Genomic DNA, 20,433 nt, shown 5'->3' with positions numbered 1-20,433 from the left:
GCCTTGCGCCTTTCGCCATCATACGCCGCATCGGGGCCCGGCATGGGCCGCTTGCGGCCCGTCCTGATGCCCGGAGGCGCCTGATGTCCTACACCCGTTTCGCCGCTATGATCGCAACCTCCACTGTCGTGATGTTTGTCCTGATGTATCTCAACACCTATGCGCTGGATCATGTCACCTACAGCCAGACACGCACCTGGATGGCGCTGCTGATGGGCGCAGTCATGGCGATGGTCATGATGGGCTTCATGGCCTCTATGTATCCAAACGGCCGCACCAACGCCTTTATCATCGCCGCCAGCGTCGTCGTCTTCGCCGGCTCTCTCTGGCTGGTCCGCAGCCAGGAGACGGTCGGCGACGTCAGCTACATGAAGGCGATGATCCCGCATCACTCGATCGCCATCATGACCAGCGAACGCGCCCATATCCAGGATCCGCGCGTGCGCAAACTGGCCGATGAAATCATTGAGGCACAGGTGCGGGAAATTGCGGAAATGAAGAGCCTGATCGCCGACCTCGAGGCCAATCCGCCACCGCAAGACGCTCCCGATCTCGCGCCGTCTGTCCCAGCCGTCCCGGAGCAGCCGTGAGCGATCGCCCGATAACCTTCAGCCCGTTGTGATCAGCGCCCCGATCGTGCCACCGACAAGCAGCACGATCCCGATCAGAAACGTAAGCGCGGAACCCGGTCCACGCGTCTTTGCATCGGTATAATATTCTGCGGCATAAAGCGCCCGTGCCGCAGTCCAGCCCAGCCCAAGCAGCCCGGCCAGCATGTCGGAGACGTAAAAGCCGAAAATCCAGAGGGAGGGCAGGAAGAGCACCATCTGCTCGACGGTGTTCTGCTGGACGCGAAAGACCCGCTCGAAATCGGTATTGCCCGTCGTCTTCGGCGCCTCGACGCCGAATTTCTTGCGGGCCTGTCCGACCTTCAGAAGGAACCAGCAATAGGTGAGGAGGGCGGCGAACGTGGCGAGGATGGTGAAGCGCATGATTGCCCCGGCTACAGGAATTCGGCGGTAACCATTGATTGGTAGGCGCCGTGTCATGATTAGGCAAGCAAGGAAGGTTACGGTTGCAGTGCGTTTGTGAAGAGCGGGCCGCTTGTGAGAGCGGACCATTTCCGCCATCATCCCGGGCATTGCTTCAGAACCTGAAGCTGCCGCAATTGAGAAACGACGAAGAGACGAGATGAGTACCGAGCACTTCAAGTTTGGCCGCGCCTACGACCTTCCGGAACTGGTCGCCGACGGGATCATCCATGGCGTCGGGGTCGTCTTTGCGCTGGTCGGTGCCACAGCACTCATCTTCTACGCCACCGTCTATTCCGACTATGCCAATATTGCCGCGAGCTGGATCTACGGGCTTGGCCTGATCATCTCGCTCGGCGTTTCCTTCACCTATAATATGTGGCCGCATTCGCGCGTGAAGTGGATCCTGCGCCGCTTCGATCACTCGGCGATCTTCATCCTGATTGCCTCCACCTACACGCCCTTCCTCGTCCAGGGCGCCGACCGCCCGATGATCCTGGCGCTCCTGATCGGCATCTGGATTACGGCGTTTACCGGCATCTGGCTCAAATTCCGCTTCCCCGGCCGCTACGATCGCCTCGCCATCCTGCTTTATCTCGGCATGGGCTGGAGCGGCGCACTCGCCATGGGTCCGATCTCCGAGATCATCCCCGGTGTGACGCTGACCCTGATCATCGTCGGCGGCTGCATCTATTCCGCCGGCGTCGTCTTCCACGTCTGGGAACGCCTGCGCTTCCAGAACGCCATCTGGCACGCCTTCGTCGTCACCGCGGCAATCGTGCATTATTCGGCAGTGTTTACGGCGATCAGCCTGGGCTAGGCACGCTCACCTTTTTTTTCGGTGGTCATGTCAGGGCGCGTCCAGAGGGTCTTTCAGGACCGCCGACAAGCCAGGCTTTCCCACTTTCGTTTCATCTCCGTATTCGCAGCGGATGCTCTCAACAGGCCCGAGCCTGACGATTCTCAGATCCCTGTCACCGAGTCCTGTTTTTCGATCTGCTTTGCCACTTGACTGGCGCCGAGGCGAAAGCCCGCCAGCGTCACCGGAAAACTGAGCGCCAGCGAAACACCCGCCAGCACCAGTGCCGCCGTGACAGGCGTCATGTCCATCTGGCCGGCGAGCATCTGCAGCTCCGCCCAGGATAACCCGTTGATGAACACCACGCCAACGAGGATCAGCGAACCGAGCAGCACGGCGACGAGGCAGAGCAGGGCGGAAAGCCTGAGGCTCGATCCCCAGCTTGGTCGCGCCCTCAGCCTCTGTGCCACGAAGCTCCCGGCAGACGAGCCGGCGGCCATCAGCACCGCCACATTGCCGGCCGACGACAGGCTGTCGCCCCAGCCATAGGCGTCAAGCACCAGCACCAGCAGATAAACGAGGATTTGCGCGCCGATCAGGACGAGAACATAGCGGGTGAGGAGGCCGGGAAGAAGAGAGGTCATGGCGCGAGATTTCCTGCGGTGATGGTCTTGCCTTTGCGCCCTTGATGCCCGATGTCTCGCCTCGGCGAAGTATCAGCCGTCACATCATCGTCTCGCGCGGCGCATAGTCCGCTGCAAACTGCAAAAGTCCCGAACATGACCCTGCTCCCCATTCTCCGCGAGGCGACCGAAGCCGATCTGCCCGCGATCCTCGCCATCTACAATCACGCGGTAGCCGAAACCACTGCGATCTGGAACGAGACCCTCGTCGATCTCGACAACCGTCGCGCCTGGTTCGAACTGCGCCGAACGCGCGGTTTCCCGATCCTGGTCGCCGAAATCGACGGCCGCATCGCCGGCTATGCCTCCTACGGCGACTGGCGGCCCTTTGACGGCTTCCGTCAGTCGGTCGAACATTCGGTTTATGTCGAGAAGGAGCATTATGGACGCGGCCTCGGCAAGGCACTGATGGCGGCCCTGATCGAACGTGCGACACAGGGTGGCATCCACGTCATGGTCGCCGCCATCGAAGCCGGCAATACCGGCTCCATCGCCCTCCACAAAAGCCTCGGCTTCCGCCTCGTCGGCACCCACCACGAGGTCGGTCAGAAATTCGGCCGCTGGCTGGATCTGACGATGATGGAGCTGAAGCTGGGGGCGTGACGCCTGTTCCCCTCGCGGGCCGCCACCTCCCCTCCGAGGAGGTGGCTGCGATGTGCGGGTGGAACGTTTTGCCTTAGAGCAGCGCCAGCAAGGCCTTGGCCGCTTCTTCTGACGACGCCGGGTTCTGGCCGGTGACCAGCTTGCCGTCGGTCACCACATGCACGCTCCAGTCGGCGCCCTTTTCGTAAAGCCCGCCGCGTTCCTGCAGCATGTCCTCGACCAGGAAGGGCACGACATCCGTCAGGCCGACCGCCTCTTCTTCCGAATTGGTGAAGCCGGTCACCTTGCGGCCGGAAACGAGCGGCTTGCCGTCCTTGCCCTTCACATGGCGCAGAACGGCCGGCGCATGGCAGACCGTGGCGACCGGCCGGTCCTTGGCCGCGAAGGCCTCGATCAGGGCGATGCTGTCCTTGTCTTCCGCCAGATCCCAGAGCGGCCCGTGGCCACCAGGATAAAAGACGGCGTCGAAATCGGCGGGATCGATGTGCGAGAGCGGCGTGGTCGAGGCAAGCAGCTGCTGTGCCGTCTGGTCCGACTTGAACCGGCCGGTCGCCTCTGTCTGCGCATCCGGCTCGTCGCTCTTCGGATCGAGCGGCGGCTGGCCACCCTTTGGCGAAGCGAGCGTGACGTCAGCGCCTGCGTCCTTCAGGACGTAATAGGGAGCTGCAAATTCCTCCAGCCAGAACCCGGTTTTCTTGCCGGTATCGCCAAGCTGGTCGTGGGAGGTAAGAACCATCAGGATTTTCATAGCTGTCATTCCTTGTCGTTTGAAATTCTCGGGGAAACCAAGTGTGGGCCATGTTGCGACCACGCCCTCATCCTGAGGCGTCGTCGCCAGGCGAGGGGCTCGAAGCCTCAGCCTCGCGCCAGATCAGTCGTCAGGCCCGACGCGGATGACCCGCTTGCCGAAAGCCTCGCCGCGCAGCAGTCCGATGAAGGCGCGCGGTGCCTCTTCCAGCCCGTCGATCATCTCTTCGCGATACTGGATCTTGCCGGCTTCCACCCAGCCGCCCATCTCCTTGGCGAAATCGGCATAGAGATGGCCGAAATCGTCGAAGACGATGAAGCCGCGCACGGTGATACGCTTCTTGAGGAGCATGCCCATCAGCCAACCGAGCCGGTCCGGGCCTTCAGGCAGGCCGGTCGCGTTGTACTGCGCAATCAGTCCACAAAGGGGAATGCGCGCGCCGGTGTTGAGAAGCGGGGCAACCGCGTCGAACACGGCACCGCCGACATTCTCGAAATAGATGTCGACACCCTTGGGCGTCGCGCGTTTGAGGTCTTCGGCGAAGCCGCTGGCCTTGTAATCAATGCAGGCGTCGAAACCGAGCGTGTCGACCGCATGGGCGCATTTCTCGCGCCCGCCGGCAATGCCCACGGCCCTGAGACCGAGGATCTTGCCGATCTGGCCAACGGTCGCACCCACGGGACCCGTTGCGCCCGCGACCACCAGCGTCTCGCCGGCCTTCGGTTTGCCGATCTCGTTCAGGCCCGACCAGGCAGTAAAGCCCGGCATGCCGGTCACCCCGAGCGCCCAGGACGGATGGCTTGGATTGGCGCCGAGCGACGTGATGCCCTTGCCGTCCGACAGCGCATAATCCTGCCAGCCGGTAAAACCGACCACCCAGTCGCCTTTGCTGAAGCCGTCGAGCTTTGAGTCCACCACACGCGAAACAGTGCCGCCGACCATGGTCTGCCCGATCTCGACGGGTGCGGCATAGGACGGCGCATCGCTCATGCGCCCGCGCATATAGGGATCGAGGGAGAGGAAGACCGTGCGCAACAGCATCTGCCCTTCGGACGGCTCGGGAAGCGCCCCGGTCTCCAGCCGCAGCGTCCGTTCGTCGGGCTCGCCCCGGGGGCGCTCGGCCAGCACGAAGCGGCGATTGGTCGTGGTTGATTGCGGCATGGAAATGTCTCCTGAAATTGTCGGCTGTCGTCTGCAGCGTGCAAGCCGCCCGCAAAGGCGGCCCTTGACGTTCGGGCCGCCTCGCTGGCGCGGCGGATGCCGGGCAACGGCACGCATACCGGTTGCTCTGTCCCGATACGCCCATGCCCCGACAACTGATCAAGCCGCCAGAAGTTCCATCGGGGAATTGGCATATGACGATTCGATCAGCGCACGGCGCTGCGCGGGGATCGTCTCCCCCTTGAGGGAGGGAAGGGCCGGCCTGCGCTGCGATCCCCATGCGCTCCGTCACTGGATCGTCGCATGCACCATCTCGCCCCGGATGGTGATATCAGGTCTTGCGCCCGGCGTGTTGGGCAATGCGCTATCGACATAGGATGCGACGGCCTCGACGGCGTAAGAGATCGTCGTCGGCACGAGAAACCGCAGCGTCGCATCGAGCATCTTGCCGGACAGGAGCACCGTCTCGTCCTGCACTACCCGGTCGAAGGTCAGCTTTGCCCGCAACGCCGCCCCCTCGACTGCGACCTGCGTCGCATGGCCGGCAAGGGCAAAGTCGCCCGCATCGCTTCGAACGTCGACCTGAGAGAAGTCGCCGTCGAGCCGCATGCGCGCTGCGTTCTGGGTGATCGAGACTGACGCGTCCGGCGCAAGCGTCGCATCAAGTGTCAGCGTGCAATCGTCCCAGTCGTTCCAGCCGAAGAAACCACTCCTGTCGCCCATGTCGACCGTCAGCCTATCGCCGTCCCGCGTCATCCGGGCCCGTCCGGCACAATCCCCGGCAAACCAGCCCGAGCGCCAGATCGCGCCCCAGCCGCGGCGCGTTCCGGAAAGCGTGGCCTGACGCGCGCCGTCGCCCCGGGTCGAGATCGTGATGTCGCTGGCCGTCCCCGTCACCGAAAGCTGCGTCACGCCGGAAAGATCGACCGGGCCGGAGATCGCGTCGCTCGCCCGGATCATCTGCACGCCGCCGTCGAGGATTGCGAGCCCGACGAGACCGCCGAGAATGGAGAGAAAGATCGTTCTTTTGCGCATGGTGAAGTGACCTCTTGGCTTGGCCGTGCCGCATGTCGGCCGGCCGGTTTCGATGCCTCCATCTGCAACTCCGAGCGCCGCATCTGCGACCTCGATCACGATCCGGGTCGACCGCGATCGCGCTTTGGGTCATGGTCGCGGCATCACGTTTAGGTCTCCAGCCATCGAAACCGGTCGCATGCTTTTCGTCCCGCTCTCCTTCCTCGTCGCCCTGTTCCTCGCCATCTTCCTCGTGCGCCTGCTGCGCGATGGTCGCGAGGCCTGGGGCACGCATGGCCTCTTCCTCGCGCTGATCGTCATGTATATCGTACAGAGCCTGCTCGTCGGGCTGCGCTGGGGTTCCGGCATGACGCAGGTCCTCGGCGTCCTGCCGGTGATGGCGAGCCTCATTCCGGCGCTCTCCTATCTCGCCTTCCGCGATCTCGCCCGCGAGCGGCAGGGTATTGAACGCGCCGACTGGCCGCATCTCCTCCCGACAGGCCTGATTGTCGCGATCCTGCTGACGGCACGCCTGCCGGTTGGGCTCGGTGTTCCACAGGGTCTGCGCATTCCCGTCGATCTCGTCCTGATCGCCACCTTTCTGAGCTATGGCCTGGCGCTGCTCTGGCTCGCCCGCTTCGGTCCAGACGGCCTCGTTGCTGCCCGCCTCGACGGGGCCTTGCGCTCCTATCGCGCACTTCAGCTGACAGGCCTTGCCCTCATCGCCTCGGCCCTCACCGATGTCGCGATCAGCCTCGACATGGTCTGGTCCGGTGGCCGCTATTCGCCAATGGTCGTCTCCGCCGCAACCACCCTCATCCTGCTTCTGCTCGGCATTGGCGCCGTCACTGCCGGTCAGGAGGAAACGGGAGAGGGAGAGGGAGAGGGAGAGGACAGCGATTTGCCGGACCGGCCGGCATTCGGTTCGGATCCGGTCATGTCGGCATCCAGCATGTCATCGGGCGACCGCGCCAAGGTCGCCGCCTTACCCTCTGCCCTGGCAACGAAAGCCGCAACCGAAGACCATCAGCGCCTCGCCGCGGATCTCGACCGTCTGATGACGGAAAAGCGCCTCTGGGCAAATCCGGACCTCAACCTCGCCCGTCTCGCCCGCCGGCTTGGCACGCCCGCCCGCGCGGTGTCGGAAGCCGTCAACCGCGTCCACGGCATCAGCGTCTCGCATTACGTCAACAACCACCGCATTGCCGAGGCCTGCCGGCTGCTGACCGACACCGACATGCCGATCACCCGGATCCTCTTCGAGGCCGGCTTCATGACCAAATCCAACTTCAACCGTGAATTCTTGCGCGTGACGGGAGAAAGCCCCACCGACTGGCGCCGGCGGTTATGCCTTCTCCCCGATGCGGAGAAGGTGGCACGCAGCGCCGTTTGAGGGGAGCGACGCGCTAGACGTCGAGACCTGTACGCGCTGTCGAGCCGCGCCGTCACCTTGCCTCCCCGGCACGGCTGAACCTTGGCGATTGCCTCCGCTACGCCTGCGCCTCTGCCTGAGGCGCGACGGTTGCCTGCAGGAGCCGCCTCCATCCCCCGAAAGGGCAGGGCAAGAACCTCACCGCGAATAGGCCGTGATCACTTCGAGGAACGCATCGCCATACCGTTCCAGCTTCGACTGCCCGATGCCGGAAATGCCGAGCATTTCGTCCTCGTCCATCGGCCGCTCGGTCGCGAGCGCAATCAGCGTCGTGTCGGGAAAGACCACATAGGGCGGCACGGCCTGTTCGCGGGCAAGCTCCATGCGCCTGGCCCTCAGGGCCTCGAACAATTCCTGATCCGCCTGGTCGAGGCCCGCCTTGGCCTGGGCAGAGCGCGAGGATTGACCACGCGCCGCCTTGCCCGAGGTCGGCCGGTCCTTGCGGAAGCGCACCTCGACCTCGCGCTTGAACACGTCCCGCGCCGTCTCCTCGAGCTTCAACGCCCCGAACGCCGTGTGGTCGACCCTGATGTAGCCGGCCGCCAGCAGCTGGCGGAACACCGATTGCCAGGTTTTCGACGGCAAGTCCTTGCCCGCCCCGAAGACTGGCATGTCGCAGTGGCCGAAGCGTGTCGTCTTGTCGTTCTCGGTGCCCACGAGCACGTCGATCAGATGCCCGGTGCCGAAGCGCTCGCCGGTGCGATAGATCGCAGCCAGCGCCTTGATCGCAGCCTCCAGCCCGTCCCAGGTCTCGACGGGTTTCAAACAGGTGTCGCAGTTCCCGCAGCCCCCCGCGTGGCGCTCGCCGAAATGCTTGAGGATCGCCTGGCGTCGGCAGCCCGGCGTCTCGCAGATGGCGAGCAGCGCATTGAGCTTGGCCCGTTCCACCCGCTTGATCTCGTCGGCCGCCTGACCTTCGTCGATCATGCGCCCGCGCTGGATGACATCGGCCATGCCATAGGCCATCCACACATCCGATGGCAGCCCGTCGCGCCCCGCACGCCCGGTCTCCTGATAATAGGCCTCGACGGAACCCGGCAGATCGAGATGCGCGACATAGCGCACATTGGGTTTGTCGATGCCCATGCCGAAGGCGACGGTGGCGACGAGGCAGAGTTCTTCCTCCTTCAGGAAGGCATCCTGATTGGCGTCGCGCAGCGCCCGGTCCATGCCGGCGTGATAGGGCAGCGCCCGGATTCCCTGATCGTCGAGCCAGGTCGCGATCTCCTCCACCTTGGCGCGGGAGAGACAATAGACGATGCCGCTCGATCCCTTGTGGCGCGACAGAAACCTGAGCAGCTGCTGGCGCGGCTGGTCGCGTTCGACGATCTCATAGGCAATGTTCGGCCGGTCGAAGGAGGTGGTGAAGACTTCCGCATCGTGCAGCCCCAGCCGCTCGATGATGTCTTCGCGTGTGTGGGGATCGGCCGTGGCGGTGAGTGCCATGCGCGGCACGCCGGGATAAAGGTCTGTCAGCTTGCCGAGTTCGCGATATTCCGGCCGGAAATCATGCCCCCATTGCGAGACGCAATGCGCCTCGTCGATGGCAAACAGCGCAATTTCCACGCCTTGCATCATCTCGCGGAAGCCCGGCGTGACGGTCCGTTCCGGCGTCACATAGAGAAAGTCGAGCGCGCCGCGATCGAGCGCCCGGCGGATCTCGACATATTCCTCGCGGGAAAGCGTCGAATTGAGCGCCGCGGCCCGGACGCCAAGCCCCTTCAGCGCCTGCACCTGGTCGCGCATCAGGGCGATCAGCGGCGAGACGACCACACCGACGCCCGGCCGGCAGAGCGCCGGCACCTGGAAACACAGGGATTTGCCCGCCCCGGTCGGAAACAGCACCACGGCGTCCCCACCGGACACGACATGGGACACCACCTCCGCCTGCCGCCCGCGAAAGGCCGGATAGCCATAAACGCGTTTCAGCACGGACAGCGGCGTTTCCGGCTCATGGGCGGAAAACAGCGGATCGGTAAGAGAGTGAGTCGGCATGGCGCCAGATGTAGCCGACGAGGGAGGGGATGACCACCGCTCGGCAAGGTTTCCCGGTGGAGAAGCCTTCGGCTCCGTCTCGCCAGACCGCATCCTGCTGCTCCTGGGCATCTGGACCCGCGTTTCGCCAAAGGCGCTGGCAGCGTTCCACGCGGAGTGAGGGTGCCTCCACCTCCTTTTCAATGGAGGAGGTGGCAGCAAACCGCCGGGTGCGGGGGATCAGGCATCCTTGTGCCCGGATCTTACAGCGCCCCGGAGGTTCGCGTCGCCCCTTCCTGAGAGGAAGAGGTTCGTTCGCTCAGTCGATCGGCGTGAACACCATCGAATGGCCGTTGATGCAGTAGCGCAGGCCGGTCGGTTTCGGGCCGTCGGGAAAGACATGACCCAGATGGCCGCCGCAATTGGCGCAGCGGATTTCCGTGCGCACCATGCCGAAGGCCGTGTCGCGGTGTTCGGTCACGGCATCAGGCTTCACCGGCTCGAAATAGCTCGGCCAGCCGCAGCCGGCGTCGAACTTCGTATCGGAGACGAAGAGCGGTTCGTCGCAGGCGGCACAGTGATAGAGACCCTTCTGGAAATTGTCCCAGTAGGGTCCGGAAAAGGCGCGCTCCGTGCCGTGTTCGCGCAGGATCCGGTATTGCTCCGGCGTCAGCTGGTCGCGCCATTCGGCGTCGGACTTGACGATCTTCGGGGCAGGGGTGGAAGCGGTCATGATCTACTCCTTGGCAAGAACCGGGCGTCTGGCGAGCGGCGTGGCAAGCATGGCCCGGCTGGGTTGCACTATAGATAGGGTGCGGGATGTCGACCGGCAATCGCCCCTCCCATGGCTTTGCTCGGCGAAAGCAGCCTGCGCTTTCATGCCAAACTGATAGACATGCACTGTTTTTGACCGAAACCTGGGTTGACGCGTCCGTGAACCGATAAGGTTCCGTTTTTGCTTGAGACGAAGGATGGCTTGTCCTAACACACTCGCACCTTGTATCGACTGATGATCGAGACCCGATCCGATGCCCACGGGGAGATGGAATGCCTGAGATGACGAGCGACCTGACCTGGGTCGCCATGCTGTTGCCCTTCGCCGCCGCTCTTCTGGCGCCATGGCTCACGGGCCGCCTGGGGGCGAATGCCGCCTGGCTGCTGGCTCTGGCACCGGCGCTTGCCTTTGCCCATTTCGCAGGCTTCCTGCCCGAGATCGCAGCCGGCGAACGGGTGACCGGCGGTTTCGCCTGGATCCCCAGCCTCAATCTCTCCTTTTCCTGGTTTCTCGACGGCCTGTCGCTCACCTTCGCACTGCTGATCACCGGCATCGGCGTGCTGATCGTGCTGTATGCCGGCGGCTACATGAAGGGCCATCCGCAGCAGGGCCGCTTCATCGGCTTCATCCTGCTTTTCATGGGTGCCATGCTCGGGCTCGTCGTCTCCGACAGCTTCCTCATGCTCTTCGTCTTCTGGGAGCTGACCTCGATCACGTCCTTCCTGCTGATCGGCTTCGACCACACGCGGGAGGCCTCGCGTCGGGCCGCCCTGCAGGCGCTGGTCGTCACCGGTGGCGGTGGCCTCATCCTGCTTGCCGGCATGATCTTCATCTGGAACATCACCGGCGTCAGCCAGCTCTCGCTGCTGCTCTCGACCGGCGACACCTTGCGCGAAAGCCCCTTCTATCTCGCAGCCCTTCTCCTGGTGCTCGGCGGGGCCTTCACCAAGTCGGCCCAGTTCCCCTTCCACTTCTGGCTGCCCAACGCCATGGAAGCGCCGACCCCGGTCTCGGCCTATCTGCACTCGGCGACCATGGTGAAGGCCGGCGTCTATCTCCTGATGCGCCTCAACCCGGTCATGGGCGAAACGCCCGCCTGGGAAATCCTGTTGCCCTTCTTCGGCGGGGTCACCCTGCTGGTCGGCTCGGTTCTGGCCGTGCGCCAGACCGATCTGAAGCTGATGCTGGCCTATACGACGGTGGCCTCGCTCGGCCTGCTGGTCATGCTGACCGGCTTCGGCACCGAACACGCGGTCGAGGCCGCGGTGCTCTATCTGGTTGCCCATTCGCTGTTCAAGGGCGCGCTCTTCATGGTCGCCGGCGCAATCGACCATGAGGCCGGCACGCGTGACATCACCCGCCTCGGCGGCTTGCGCAAGCTGATGCCGATCACCTTTGCCGCCGCCATTCTCGCCGGCGTCTCCATGGCCGGCCTGCCGCCGCTCTTCGGCTTCCTCGCCAAGGAAGAGATCTATTATGCGCTCGCCGGCGCAAGCCCGCGCGCCATTCTCTTCACCGCAGTCGCCGTCATCGGCAATGCCCTGATGTTCGTCATCGCCTTTGCTGTCGGCCTGAAACCCTTCATCGGCCGGGAAGGTGACACGCCGAAACACGCCCATGAGGGGCCTGTCCTGCTCTGGCTCGGACCGCTGACGCTCGCCGTCCTGTCGCTCGCAGGCGCAATTTTCTCCGGCCTTGCGCACCGCTTCATCTCCTCGCCCATGGCAAGCGCCGTGGATGGCGAGGCCCAGGCCGTCACAATCGGCCTCATACCCTCCCTCGGTGCGGCTCTGGCGCTCTCGGTGCTGACCGTCGTCCTCGGCGTCGTCCTTTATCTCGGCCTCGACCGCCTCCGCGCCACGGTCGATCGCCTCGTCACCGGCCTCGGCGTGAGCCCGGACCGCGGCTTCGACCATTTCATCAGCGGTCTCGTGCGGCTGTCCACCGGGATCACCCGTTTCATCCAGAACGGCCGCCTTGAAACCTACATCACGCTCACCTTCGTCTTCGTCGCGATCGTGCTTCTGGTGACGCCCGTCGTCTATGGCGAGCTGCCGACGGGTCTCAGCCTGCCATCGGAATTCGACTTCCATCAAATGGCGATCCTTGCCATTGCCGTCATCGGTGTCATTGCGGTGCTTTCGGCCCAGGACCGCCTGACCGCGATCGTCTGCCTCGGCATCCAGGGCTTCGCCGTCGCCGTCATCTTCCTGCTCTATGGTGCGCCGGATCTCTCCTTCACTCAGTTCATGGTCGAGACGCTTTCGGTCGTCATCCTGGCGCTGGTCATGACGCGGCTCAGGCTCTCGCCCTCGGATCACCGCCCGATCACCGCCCGTCTGCTCGACGGTTCGCTTGCCATTGCCTGTGGCCTCGGCTTCGGCCTGATGCTCGCCGCCTCGACCGCCGGCCCCTTCGATGCCTCGCTCTCGGCCTTCTTCGCCGAGCATTCCAAGATCATCGCCCACGGCGCCAATGTGGTGAATGTCATCATCGTTGACTTCCGCGGTGTCGATACGCTGGGTGAGATCGGCGTCGTCATGATCACCGGCCTCTCCATCCTGGCGCTGATCCGCATCCGGGTCGGTGCGCCGATCATTCCGACACCGGCTCCCTCCGAGGTCGCGCCCGCGCCGGCGCCGCCCCCTGCATCGTCCAAGACAAAAGGTGCAAAACGCCGATGAACACCCTGATCTTCCGCACCTTTGCGCCGTTCCTGACCGTGCTGATGCTGGTCTTCTCGATCTTCGTGCTGTTGCGCGGCCACAATGAACCGGGAGGCGGCTTCATCGGCGGCCTGATCGGGGCCGCCGCCTTCGCCATGTATGGCATCGCCTTCGGCGTCCAGGCCGTGCGCCGCGCCATGGTCTTTCATCCGATGTCGGTGGCGGGCTGCGGCCTTCTGGTCTCGACCTTGTCGGGCGTGATATCGGCACCCCTCGGCTATCCCTTCATGACCGGCGTCTGGATCTATCCGAGCCTTGGTGGCGTCGAAGTTCCGCTCGCGACCGTGATCTCCTTCGACATCGGCGTCTATCTCGTGGTTGTCGGCACATTCGCCTCGATCGCGCTTGCACTCGAAGAAAGGGATGACGGCTGATGGAAGTCATCTTCGCTCTCGTCGTCGGCATTTTCTTCGCTGCCGCCGTTTATCTCATGCTGTCGAAGAAGGTCATCCGCATCCTCTTGGGCGTCGTGCTGCTCGGCAATGCCGTCAATATGCTGCTCTTCACCGCTGGCCGCCTGACGCCCGCCATCCCGCCGATCATTCCCGGCGGCGTGGACGTGCTTCCGCCAGGCACGGCCAATCCGCTGCCGCAGGCCCTTATCCTGACGGCGATCGTCATCTCCTTCTCCTTCTTCTGCTTCCTGCTGGTGCTGACCTACCGCGCTTACCAGGACCTCGGCACCGACGACACGGATGAGATGCGCGTCGCCGAGCCGAAGGACGAGCCGCTGCCGCCGAGCGGCTACTGAGCAGGAGACACGAGGACCTTATGGCTGCCCCCACAACGACACCTGCCGACTACGCCGCCGCCTATGTGATGGAGCCGATGACGGCCGCCCACTGGCTCGCGGTCACCCCCATGGCGCTCTGCATCGCCTTCGGCGCGATCCTGATGATGATCCGCCACCGCACCCACTGGCATCCGCACGTGGCGCTGACGGGACTGGCGCTGCTTGTGCTCAATGACGTCATGCTCCTGATGAAGGTCGTGGCCGACGGACCCTTGACCATGATGATGGGCCGCTGGCTGCCGCCCTTCGGCATCGCCATCACCGTCGATCTGACCGGCGCATTGCTCGCGCTGGCCGCGGCCATCGTTGCCCTGTGCGGTGCGCTCTATGCCCATGTCGAGATCAACAACAGCGGTCGCCGCTACGGCTTCTATCCGTTGCTGATGCTGCTGATGGCGGGCGTCTCCGGTGCCTTCCTGACCGGCGATATCTTCAACCTCTATGTCTGGTTCGAGGTCCTGCTGATCTCCTCTTTCGGTCTCTTGATCCTCGGCTCCGAGCGCGAGCAGATCGACGGTGCGCTGAAATATGCGGTTCTGAACCTGATGGCGACGACGCTCTTCCTGATCGGCGTTGCCTATCTCTACGGCATCTTCGGCACGCTCAACATGGCCGACATTGCGATGAAGGTGCCGGATTATGCCGGCACAGCACCGCTGATGACGCTGTCGGCGCTCTTTGTCCTCGCCTTCGCGATGAAGGCTGCGGCCTTCCCGGTCAATTTCTGGCTGCCGGCCTCCTACCATACCCCGCGCGTCGTGGTGTCGGCGCTCTTTGCCGGCCTGCTCACCAAGGTCGGCGTCTATGCGCTGCTGCGTGTCATGGTCATGCTCTTTCCCGTCGAGCGCGAGGCCTTGAGCCTCGTCATCGCCATCGTCGCGGCCCTCACCATGGTCCTCGGCGCCATGGGCGCGCTTGCCCAGAACGACATCCGTCGTTTCCTCGGCTTCGTCGTCATCGCCGGGATTGGCAACATGATGGCGGGTATCGCGATCGGCAGCAATCTCGCCGTCGGGGCTGCGATCTTCTACGCGCTGCATTCGATCCTGCTGATGACGGCACTCTATCTCGTTGCCGGCGAGATCGCCCGGATCGGCGGCCACTACCGCCTCGACCGTGTCGCCGGTCTCTGGGCCGTCGCCCCGCTCTTCGGCGCCCTGACGCTGGCGCTCTTCTTCGCCGCGAGCGGCCTGCCGCCGTTTTCCGGTTTCTGGCCGAAGGCACTTCTGGTCAAGGCCTCGATCGACATCGGCGCCTGGTGGCTTGCAGCCTCCGTGCTTTTCTCGGGCTTCCTGACCACGATCGCCTTCGGGCGCGTCTTCCTCTTCGCCTTCTGGCGCCCTGTCGCCGTGGCGGGAGAGCCGGAACTGACGGCCGCACCCGCGATCCAGGTGGGCGCACAGCGCTGGCGCATGGCGCCGATCATCATCCTCACCGGCTTCGTCGTCTGGTTCGGCCTGTTCCCTGACAGCCTGATCGTCATCAGCCAGGATGCAGCCTCCGGCCTGCTCGACCCGACGAGCTATATTCGCTCTGTCTTCCCTGAAGGAGGTGCTCGATGAGCCTTTATGCGATCAGTATCCTGATGGCGGTGATCTGGGCCACAGTATCGGGAAGCTTCACGCTCCTGAACTTCCTCTTCGGCTTCGTTCTCTCGATCCTCACGCTCTATCTCCTGCGCGAGCGCTTCGTCGGGCCCGATTATACCAGCCGCTCACGCCGCATCCTGTCGCTCGTCATGCTCTTCCTGGTCGAACTGGCAAAGTCCGCCTGGCGCGTGGCGACGCTTGTCCTGCAGCCGAAGATGGATCTGAAGCCCGGCATCTTCGCCTATCCGCTGTCGGTCAAAAGCGACTGGGAGATTTCGCTGCTTGCCAATCTCATCACGCTGACGCCGGGTACGCTGTCGGTCGATGTCTCCGAGGATCGCCAGACCCTCTATGTGCATGCGCTCGATTGCTCGGATATCGAAGCGGCCCGCCGTGACATTGCCGAAGGCTTCGAGAAGAAGATCATGGAGGCCTTTGCCTGATGACCCCCGAACTGATCGTCGAATATGCCTCGATCGTGGCCATCGCCATCCTCGTCGTCGCGCTGCTGCTCACCGTCTATCGCGCCGTCGTCGGCCCGACCTTGCCGGATCGCATCGTCGCGCTCGACATGCTGGTCGGCATCGTCATCGGTTTCATCGCCGTCATCGCTCTCAGAACCGGCTATACGCTGTACATCGACATCGCCATCGCGCTCGGCCTCGTCGGCTTCCTGGCAACCGTCGCCTTTGCCCGCTTCGTGCTCGCCCGCGGCTGTGTCGGGGAGGGGGAAGAGATCGAGCCCGGTCCAGCACCTGGACCGGCGCCGCCCAAGCCGGTGGCCACATCTGCAGCCAGGGCCGCTGCGCCGAAGACGGCCAAACCCCGCAAGACCAGCAAGCCGGCCGCACCGTCCGGCAAGGAGGCCAAATGATATCGCTCCTCGCAACGCTCGCGGTTGCCTTCTTGATGATCGCCGGGGCGCTGTTCTCCCTGCTCGCCGCGATCGGTCTCAACCGCCTGCCGGATTTCTACACCCGCATGCATGCGGCCTCGAAGGCCGGTACGGTGGGCTCGGGCTTGCTTCTGCTCGCCGTCGGTCTGCATGCCGCCGATGGCGCGACCTTTGGGCGATCCCTTGCGGGTATCGTCTTCTTCATCCTGACTGCCCCGATTTCCGCCCATCTTCTCGCCCGGGCGGCCCACAAGGTCGGCTACAAGCTGTCATCCGTATCGGTACGTGACGATATGATTGGCTAATCGAACTTTTGGTATTGCTGGTTGAGTTGGGAGTTCTATTGAAATCCCTGCGTTCGATTGTGACGCGATTGAGCAAATCGCCAATAAATAAGTTTTATACCTGTCATATCTAGTAGAAATATCTTGTGGACATTTGCAGCCGGAGTGCTAATTCACAATCAAGAGCGCTGATATGTTGCGTTCGCGGTCTGTAAGCGAAGTTGAGTTCCGGGTATTGGCATTTGCACAGGCCTTATCTTCGTCAAAGTCGGCGTTGCACAGGGCCGGGCGGTTTTGGGGACCGTTTCGGCAAATTTGGTGATCTTAGTCGGGTGTTTTCATCTTCCGGGTCCGCTGTCGTCGGCCGGAAGCGCTATAAACTATTGTCTGCGGGGATGGGGCATCCGCGCAGAAATTGAACAGGAGATGTGAATGAGTGAAGTCCAACAGGGTCCCAGCCAGCAATTGCTGGTGGAGCTGACAGCCGACATCGTTTCGGCCTATGTCAGCAACCACATGGTTCAGGTCAGCGACCTGACAACCCTGATCGCCGATGTCCACCAGGCTCTGAACAGCACAGCCACGCCGACCCCGGTGCAGGCTGTCGTCGAGAAGCCGAAGCCCCCGGTTCCGATCCGCAAGTCGATCGAGGACGACTATCTGATCTGCCTCGAGGATGGTCAGAAATTCAAGTCGCTGAAGCGCCACCTGATGACCCATTACAACATGACCCCGGAAGAATATCGCGAGAAGTGGGGCCTGCCGTCCGACTATCCGATGGTGGCACCCGCCTATGCCGAAGCGCGCTCGCGCCTCGCCAAGGAAATGGGTCTGGGCCAGCGCCGCAAGCGCGCCAAGTAAGCCGGGCTTTGCCGCGCAAGCGGCATGCAGAACACAAGGCCGGTCACGCGACCGGCCTTTTTCATGTGGAGACATAGGAAGATAATCCCGAACTTCGACTGACGTGCTGGCGGGGCATGGACCTTGAGGCAAAAATTCAGGTACCCCCAGATTTTTGGGGTTCTAAGTCCTGAAGAGTCTGCTAGCTTCAATAGGAAGAAAATCCTATTCAAGGTGCGCCATGACCCTCGATCCTTCCTCTCGTCCCGAACCGCCGCCGCCCGCAGCCCTGTCTCCTGCCCCGTCTGCGAATTGGGACCCCGAGCAGACGAATGCCCTCGTGAATGGCGACGGCCCGCGTCCACTCACCCCGGAACGGCGCCTGCTCTGCATGATCGTGCGTCAGTTGACGGAGGAACTGCTGCGCGCGACCGGCCTTGAAAGTGACCAGGATCCCGGACGCCGGGCGACGGGCCATGTGCGTCAGGTCGCCATGTATGTCTGCCACGTCGCCTATTCCATGCCCATGGGCGAGGTGGCGGAGGCCTTCGGCCGTGATCGCTCCACCGTCGGCCATGCCTGCCGCATGGTCGAGGACCGCCGCGACGACCGCGCCTACGATACCTTTGTTGCGATTGTCGAGCGCATGGCGAGCGCCGTGCATCTTCTGGCCGGCCGGCGCATCTGAGGGGAGGCGGCATCATGACGATAAGGAAGAGCTCCAGGCAGACGACCGGGGCCGGTCAGGCCGGACTGCCGCGAGACCCGGCGACGAGCGCCGCGGTGACGGCAGCACCGTTCCATGCGTCCAGCCGCGGCACATTCCGCGCGACGGGGGCCGATGGAGCACTGGCCAATACCTCCCGCGCCGAGCGCAAGCAGATCCGGCAGATCCTCCGCCGCGCACTCACCGGTCCGATCATCCTTCCAGCCGAGGGCGCAGCGTGCAATCCGGCAGATAGGCACTGTCCGCCCGGCGCCATGGCAGGGCTTGCCCGGGAACGCCTCGCCCGACTGGTCGCCGACGGTCTGCTCGCACGGTCCCCCGAAGGCTTCGTCGCCACCACGGAAACGGCCGCATGGCTCCGCCGGGATCTCTGCGAGCTGCCGGACGAGGCCCATGCCAGCCAGCACCGGACGATGGAAGTTGAAACACTGGTGACCCCGGAGGGTCGCCAGACCGTGCGCCGAAATCTGCAGGAATCCCCGCTTTTTCCGCTCCTGCGCCTGAAGGAGAAGGATGGTCGCGCCTTTCTGTCGCCAGACGCCGTCGCCGCCGGAGAACGCCTTGCCGCAGACTTCGACTTCGCCGGCCTTCAGCCCCGGATCACGGCAAGCTGGCAGCCTCGGCTGTCCGCCCGCGCCAGGGGTGGTGCCCCGCCCTCGGTGGACCTGGCAGACAGCAGGCTCGCCGCCCGAACCCGCATCGCCCGCGCCGTCGAGGCCATGGGCCCGGAACTGTCGGGTGTCGCCCTCGATGTCTGCTGCTTCGGCAAGGGCCTGGAAACCGTCGAGCGCGAACGACAATGGCCGGCCCGCTCTGCCAAGCTCATGCTGCGTGCCGCTCTTCTCTCACTTGCGCGCCATTACGTCCCGACATCCGTGCGATCCCGTCCGCGCCACTGGGGCGAGGAGGATTTCCGGCCGAAGATGGGGTGAGGCGAGTTGTGCCCGTTCACACCAGTCGCCGCGCTGCCTCTTCGCGGATGCGCTGGATCATCGAGCGCAGCCCGTTGGCTCGCTGCGCGGTCAGGTGTTCGAGCAGGCCGATCTGGCTGAAGAGGTCGAGCGCATCGAAGGCGACCACGTCTGTCGCCTTTTTGCCGGAATAGGCGGCAAGCACGATGGCCACGAGACCGCGCACGATGAAGGCGTCACTGTCGCCGCGAAAGGTCATCACCGGATCGGCACCGTCACCGGCCGAAACCGAGAGCCAGACCTGGCTCGCGCATCCCTGCACCTTGTTGGCTGCCGTCTTTTCGTCGTCCGGCAGATCTGGCAGCGCCTTGCCGAGCTCGATCACATAGCGCATCCGGTCCTCCCAGTCGTCGAGGAAACCGAAGTCGTCGATCATTGCGTTCAAGCTCGTCATGCTACCCACCCGATGTTCAAGTCGGTCCGATATAGGCCAGACCTCAGCGCATTTGAACCGCCTGCGGCAAGGAAACATGGTGTGGAAAACGGGGAAGGCGAGATCTGAGGGTACCGAGTGGCCGAAGATGCCTATTCTGAGCAACGCCATCACCCTCCTCGGGTGCGCTGAAAAAAGAAAAGCCGCGTAGCTTTCGCCACGCGGCCCGGCAAAATGCCGATTTCAGTGAGGGACAGGCAGACAGGCATCCGGTCCATGGCAGGCCCGGTTGCAAGCGGGGAGGGGGGCGGACATCCGCCCCGGAATTCTTGGATTGACCGCAAGAAGATGCGGTCACGTATGCTGCGAAGCGCTCAGGGCTTAGGCGGCTGATAGGGTTTCGGCAGGTGCTTCGGTCGCGCCGTCGGCGTGACAGTGCCGGTGATGACAGGCTCCTCGGCTTCAATGTTCGCCAGCTGCGGGATCTCGACTTGCGGCTTGACGATCTCGACGGCGCCGCGTGCCGTTGCCGTATTCTCGTCGGCCACGGCCGTCGTACCGCCGTCAGTGAACTGCTTGTCGAGCAATTGGTAGGCGACGAGTGCACCTTCGCGGGCCCGCTGGCCGAGCGCCTGGAAGGTTGCCGCGCCCTTGTTGCAGACCTCAGGCTTCTCGACGCAGAGCGAGGTCACATAGTCATAGGCACCGCTGGCTGCGGTCATGGCTGCACCCATGTCGAAGCCGGCGCCGTCTCTCTCCTCGGCGGGCGGTGCCGCAAGGAAGGACAATGCGACCAGTGTCGCGGTGCAGTAGATTGATCCTTTGATCAGAAACCACATTGTCTTCACCAAAATCCCTGTTGCCGGTCTTTGCCGGAACGGTCCGGGTTACGCCCCGAACTCATGGAAGCGACCCTAGGTTCGATTCGCGAAAATCGTTTTTCGAAAGCCGGTCGGCTTTGATGTGAATTCGATTAAAATTTGAGTGATCTCTCCGTTTCGAGACGCTTGCCTAG

At 63.6% G+C, this 20,433-nt stretch carries 24 protein-coding genes; 15 read left to right on the top strand and 9 right to left on the bottom strand.

Annotation, left to right across the window (positions count from 1 at the left end; all coding sequences use genetic code 11):
• Positions 1-83 precede the first annotated feature (83 nt).
• On the top strand, positions 84-590 hold the full coding sequence (locus LJE98_RS18130) for a DUF305 domain-containing protein (RefSeq protein WP_229576667.1): 507 nt from the start codon (positions 84-86) through the stop codon (positions 588-590).
• Positions 591-608: 18 nt separating this feature from the next.
• Here the strand turns inward: LJE98_RS18130 and LJE98_RS18125 are convergent, their stop codons facing one another.
• The gene (locus LJE98_RS18125) at positions 609-992 is read right to left on the bottom strand and encodes an MAPEG family protein (RefSeq protein ID WP_229576666.1); all 384 of its coding nucleotides are present in this window, start codon (positions 990-992) and stop codon (positions 609-611) included.
• A 199-nt stretch (positions 993-1,191) separates the two neighbouring features.
• Between LJE98_RS18125 and trhA the strand changes: the two genes are divergently transcribed.
• Positions 1,192-1,851, top strand: coding sequence for a PAQR family membrane homeostasis protein TrhA (gene trhA / locus LJE98_RS18120; RefSeq protein WP_229576665.1), 660 nt, complete (start codon positions 1,192-1,194; stop codon positions 1,849-1,851).
• Between the two features lie 143 nt (positions 1,852-1,994).
• Here trhA and LJE98_RS18115 read toward each other — a convergent pair whose 3' ends face one another.
• Positions 1,995-2,474, bottom strand: coding sequence for an ABZJ_00895 family protein (locus LJE98_RS18115; protein WP_229576664.1), 480 nt, complete (start codon positions 2,472-2,474; stop codon positions 1,995-1,997).
• Between the two features lie 135 nt (positions 2,475-2,609).
• Here LJE98_RS18115 and LJE98_RS18110 point away from each other — a divergent pair, with 135 nt between their 5' ends.
• Positions 2,610-3,116 (top strand): GNAT family N-acetyltransferase, encoded by a 507-nt coding sequence (locus LJE98_RS18110; RefSeq protein ID WP_324255865.1) that lies wholly within the window; start codon positions 2,610-2,612, stop codon positions 3,114-3,116.
• 73 nt (positions 3,117-3,189) lie between these two features.
• Here LJE98_RS18110 and LJE98_RS18105 read toward each other — a convergent pair whose 3' ends face one another.
• The 3 genes from LJE98_RS18105 to LJE98_RS18095 form a co-directional block, all read right to left on the bottom strand.
• Complete coding sequence (locus LJE98_RS18105) at positions 3,190-3,864, bottom strand: type 1 glutamine amidotransferase domain-containing protein (protein ID WP_229576754.1); 675 nt, start codon at positions 3,862-3,864, stop codon at positions 3,190-3,192.
• Positions 3,865-3,987: 123 nt separating this feature from the next.
• Positions 3,988-5,025 carry an NADP-dependent oxidoreductase gene (locus LJE98_RS18100; RefSeq protein WP_229576663.1) on the bottom strand — a complete coding sequence of 346 codons (1,038 nt, stop codon included), beginning with the start codon at positions 5,023-5,025 and terminating at the stop codon, positions 3,988-3,990.
• 288 nt (positions 5,026-5,313) lie between these two features.
• A complete protein-coding gene (locus LJE98_RS18095) occupies positions 5,314-6,060 on the bottom strand; it encodes a hypothetical protein (protein ID WP_229576662.1) in 747 nt (248 codons plus the stop codon).
• A gap of 178 nt (positions 6,061-6,238) precedes the next feature.
• Between LJE98_RS18095 and LJE98_RS18090 the strand changes: the two genes are divergently transcribed.
• A complete protein-coding gene (locus LJE98_RS18090) occupies positions 6,239-7,432 on the top strand; it encodes a helix-turn-helix domain-containing protein (RefSeq protein ID WP_229576661.1) in 1,194 nt (397 codons plus the stop codon).
• Between the two features lie 177 nt (positions 7,433-7,609).
• On the opposite strand, the gene recQ is transcribed toward LJE98_RS18090, so the two are convergent.
• Positions 7,610-9,466 carry a DNA helicase RecQ gene (gene recQ, locus LJE98_RS18085; RefSeq protein WP_229576660.1) on the bottom strand — a complete coding sequence of 619 codons (1,857 nt, stop codon included), beginning with the start codon at positions 9,464-9,466 and terminating at the stop codon, positions 7,610-7,612.
• Here recQ and LJE98_RS18080 point away from each other — a divergent pair.
• Positions 9,465-9,626: a hypothetical protein gene (locus LJE98_RS18080; protein ID WP_229576659.1), complete on the top strand. Its 162-nt coding sequence runs from the start codon at positions 9,465-9,467 to the stop codon at positions 9,624-9,626. The genes recQ and LJE98_RS18080 overlap by 2 nt on opposite strands.
• Positions 9,627-9,764: 138 nt before the next feature.
• Here the strand turns inward: LJE98_RS18080 and msrB are convergent, their stop codons facing one another.
• A complete protein-coding gene (msrB, locus tag LJE98_RS18075; protein WP_229576658.1) occupies positions 9,765-10,178 on the bottom strand; it encodes a peptide-methionine (R)-S-oxide reductase MsrB in 414 nt (137 codons plus the stop codon).
• Positions 10,179-10,501: 323 nt separating this feature from the next.
• Here msrB and LJE98_RS18070 point away from each other — a divergent pair, with 323 nt between their 5' ends.
• The 10 genes from LJE98_RS18070 (at position 10,502) to LJE98_RS18025 (ending at position 19,006) form a co-directional block, all read left to right on the top strand.
• Complete coding sequence (locus LJE98_RS18070; RefSeq protein ID WP_229576656.1) at positions 10,502-12,904, top strand: putative monovalent cation/H+ antiporter subunit A; 2,403 nt, start codon at positions 10,502-10,504, stop codon at positions 12,902-12,904.
• A complete protein-coding gene (locus LJE98_RS18065; protein WP_229576654.1) occupies positions 12,901-13,320 on the top strand; it encodes a Na+/H+ antiporter subunit B in 420 nt (139 codons plus the stop codon). Before LJE98_RS18070 ends, LJE98_RS18065 begins: the two co-directional genes overlap by 4 nt.
• Positions 13,320-13,697, top strand: a complete 378-nt coding sequence (locus LJE98_RS18060) for a Na+/H+ antiporter subunit C (RefSeq protein ID WP_229576652.1) — start codon at positions 13,320-13,322, stop codon at positions 13,695-13,697. The genes LJE98_RS18065 and LJE98_RS18060 overlap by 1 nt, the downstream gene beginning before the upstream one ends.
• 20 nt (positions 13,698-13,717) lie before the next feature.
• Positions 13,718-15,301, top strand: coding sequence for a Na+/H+ antiporter subunit D (locus tag LJE98_RS18055; RefSeq protein WP_229576650.1), 1,584 nt, complete (start codon positions 13,718-13,720; stop codon positions 15,299-15,301).
• Positions 15,298-15,771, top strand: a complete 474-nt coding sequence (locus LJE98_RS18050) for a Na+/H+ antiporter subunit E (protein ID WP_229576648.1) — start codon at positions 15,298-15,300, stop codon at positions 15,769-15,771. The genes LJE98_RS18055 and LJE98_RS18050 overlap by 4 nt, the downstream gene beginning before the upstream one ends.
• Positions 15,771-16,202 carry a cation:proton antiporter gene (locus LJE98_RS18045; RefSeq protein WP_229576646.1) on the top strand — a complete coding sequence of 144 codons (432 nt, stop codon included), beginning with the start codon at positions 15,771-15,773 and terminating at the stop codon, positions 16,200-16,202. The genes LJE98_RS18050 and LJE98_RS18045 overlap by 1 nt, the downstream gene beginning before the upstream one ends.
• Positions 16,199-16,528: a monovalent cation/H(+) antiporter subunit G gene (gene mnhG, locus LJE98_RS18040; protein WP_229576645.1), complete on the top strand. Its 330-nt coding sequence runs from the start codon at positions 16,199-16,201 to the stop codon at positions 16,526-16,528. Before LJE98_RS18045 ends, mnhG begins: the two co-directional genes overlap by 4 nt.
• Before the next feature lie 411 nt (positions 16,529-16,939).
• Positions 16,940-17,368: a MucR family transcriptional regulator gene (locus LJE98_RS18035; protein WP_229576643.1), complete on the top strand. Its 429-nt coding sequence runs from the start codon at positions 16,940-16,942 to the stop codon at positions 17,366-17,368.
• Positions 17,369-17,588: 220 nt separating this feature from the next.
• Complete coding sequence (locus tag LJE98_RS18030) at positions 17,589-18,035, top strand: helix-turn-helix domain-containing protein (protein ID WP_229576641.1); 447 nt, start codon at positions 17,589-17,591, stop codon at positions 18,033-18,035.
• A gap of 14 nt (positions 18,036-18,049) precedes the next feature.
• Entirely contained in the window at positions 18,050-19,006 is a 957-nt protein-coding gene (locus tag LJE98_RS18025; protein ID WP_229576639.1) for a DUF6456 domain-containing protein, read from the top strand.
• A gap of 16 nt (positions 19,007-19,022) precedes the next feature.
• Here the strand turns inward: LJE98_RS18025 and LJE98_RS18020 are convergent, their stop codons facing one another.
• Positions 19,023-19,439 carry a SufE family protein gene (locus LJE98_RS18020; protein ID WP_229576637.1) on the bottom strand — a complete coding sequence of 139 codons (417 nt, stop codon included), beginning with the start codon at positions 19,437-19,439 and terminating at the stop codon, positions 19,023-19,025.
• Between the two features lie 353 nt (positions 19,440-19,792).
• Complete coding sequence (locus tag LJE98_RS18015) at positions 19,793-20,257, bottom strand: DUF5330 domain-containing protein (protein WP_229576627.1); 465 nt, start codon at positions 20,255-20,257, stop codon at positions 19,793-19,795.
• Positions 20,258-20,433 lie beyond the last annotated feature (176 nt).

This window comes from Rhizobium sp. 'Codium 1' (assembly GCF_020889605.1).
GTDB lineage: Bacteria > Pseudomonadota > Alphaproteobacteria > Rhizobiales > Rhizobiaceae > Allorhizobium > Allorhizobium algae.
This window is presented reverse-complemented; position numbering and strand designations above follow the sequence as displayed.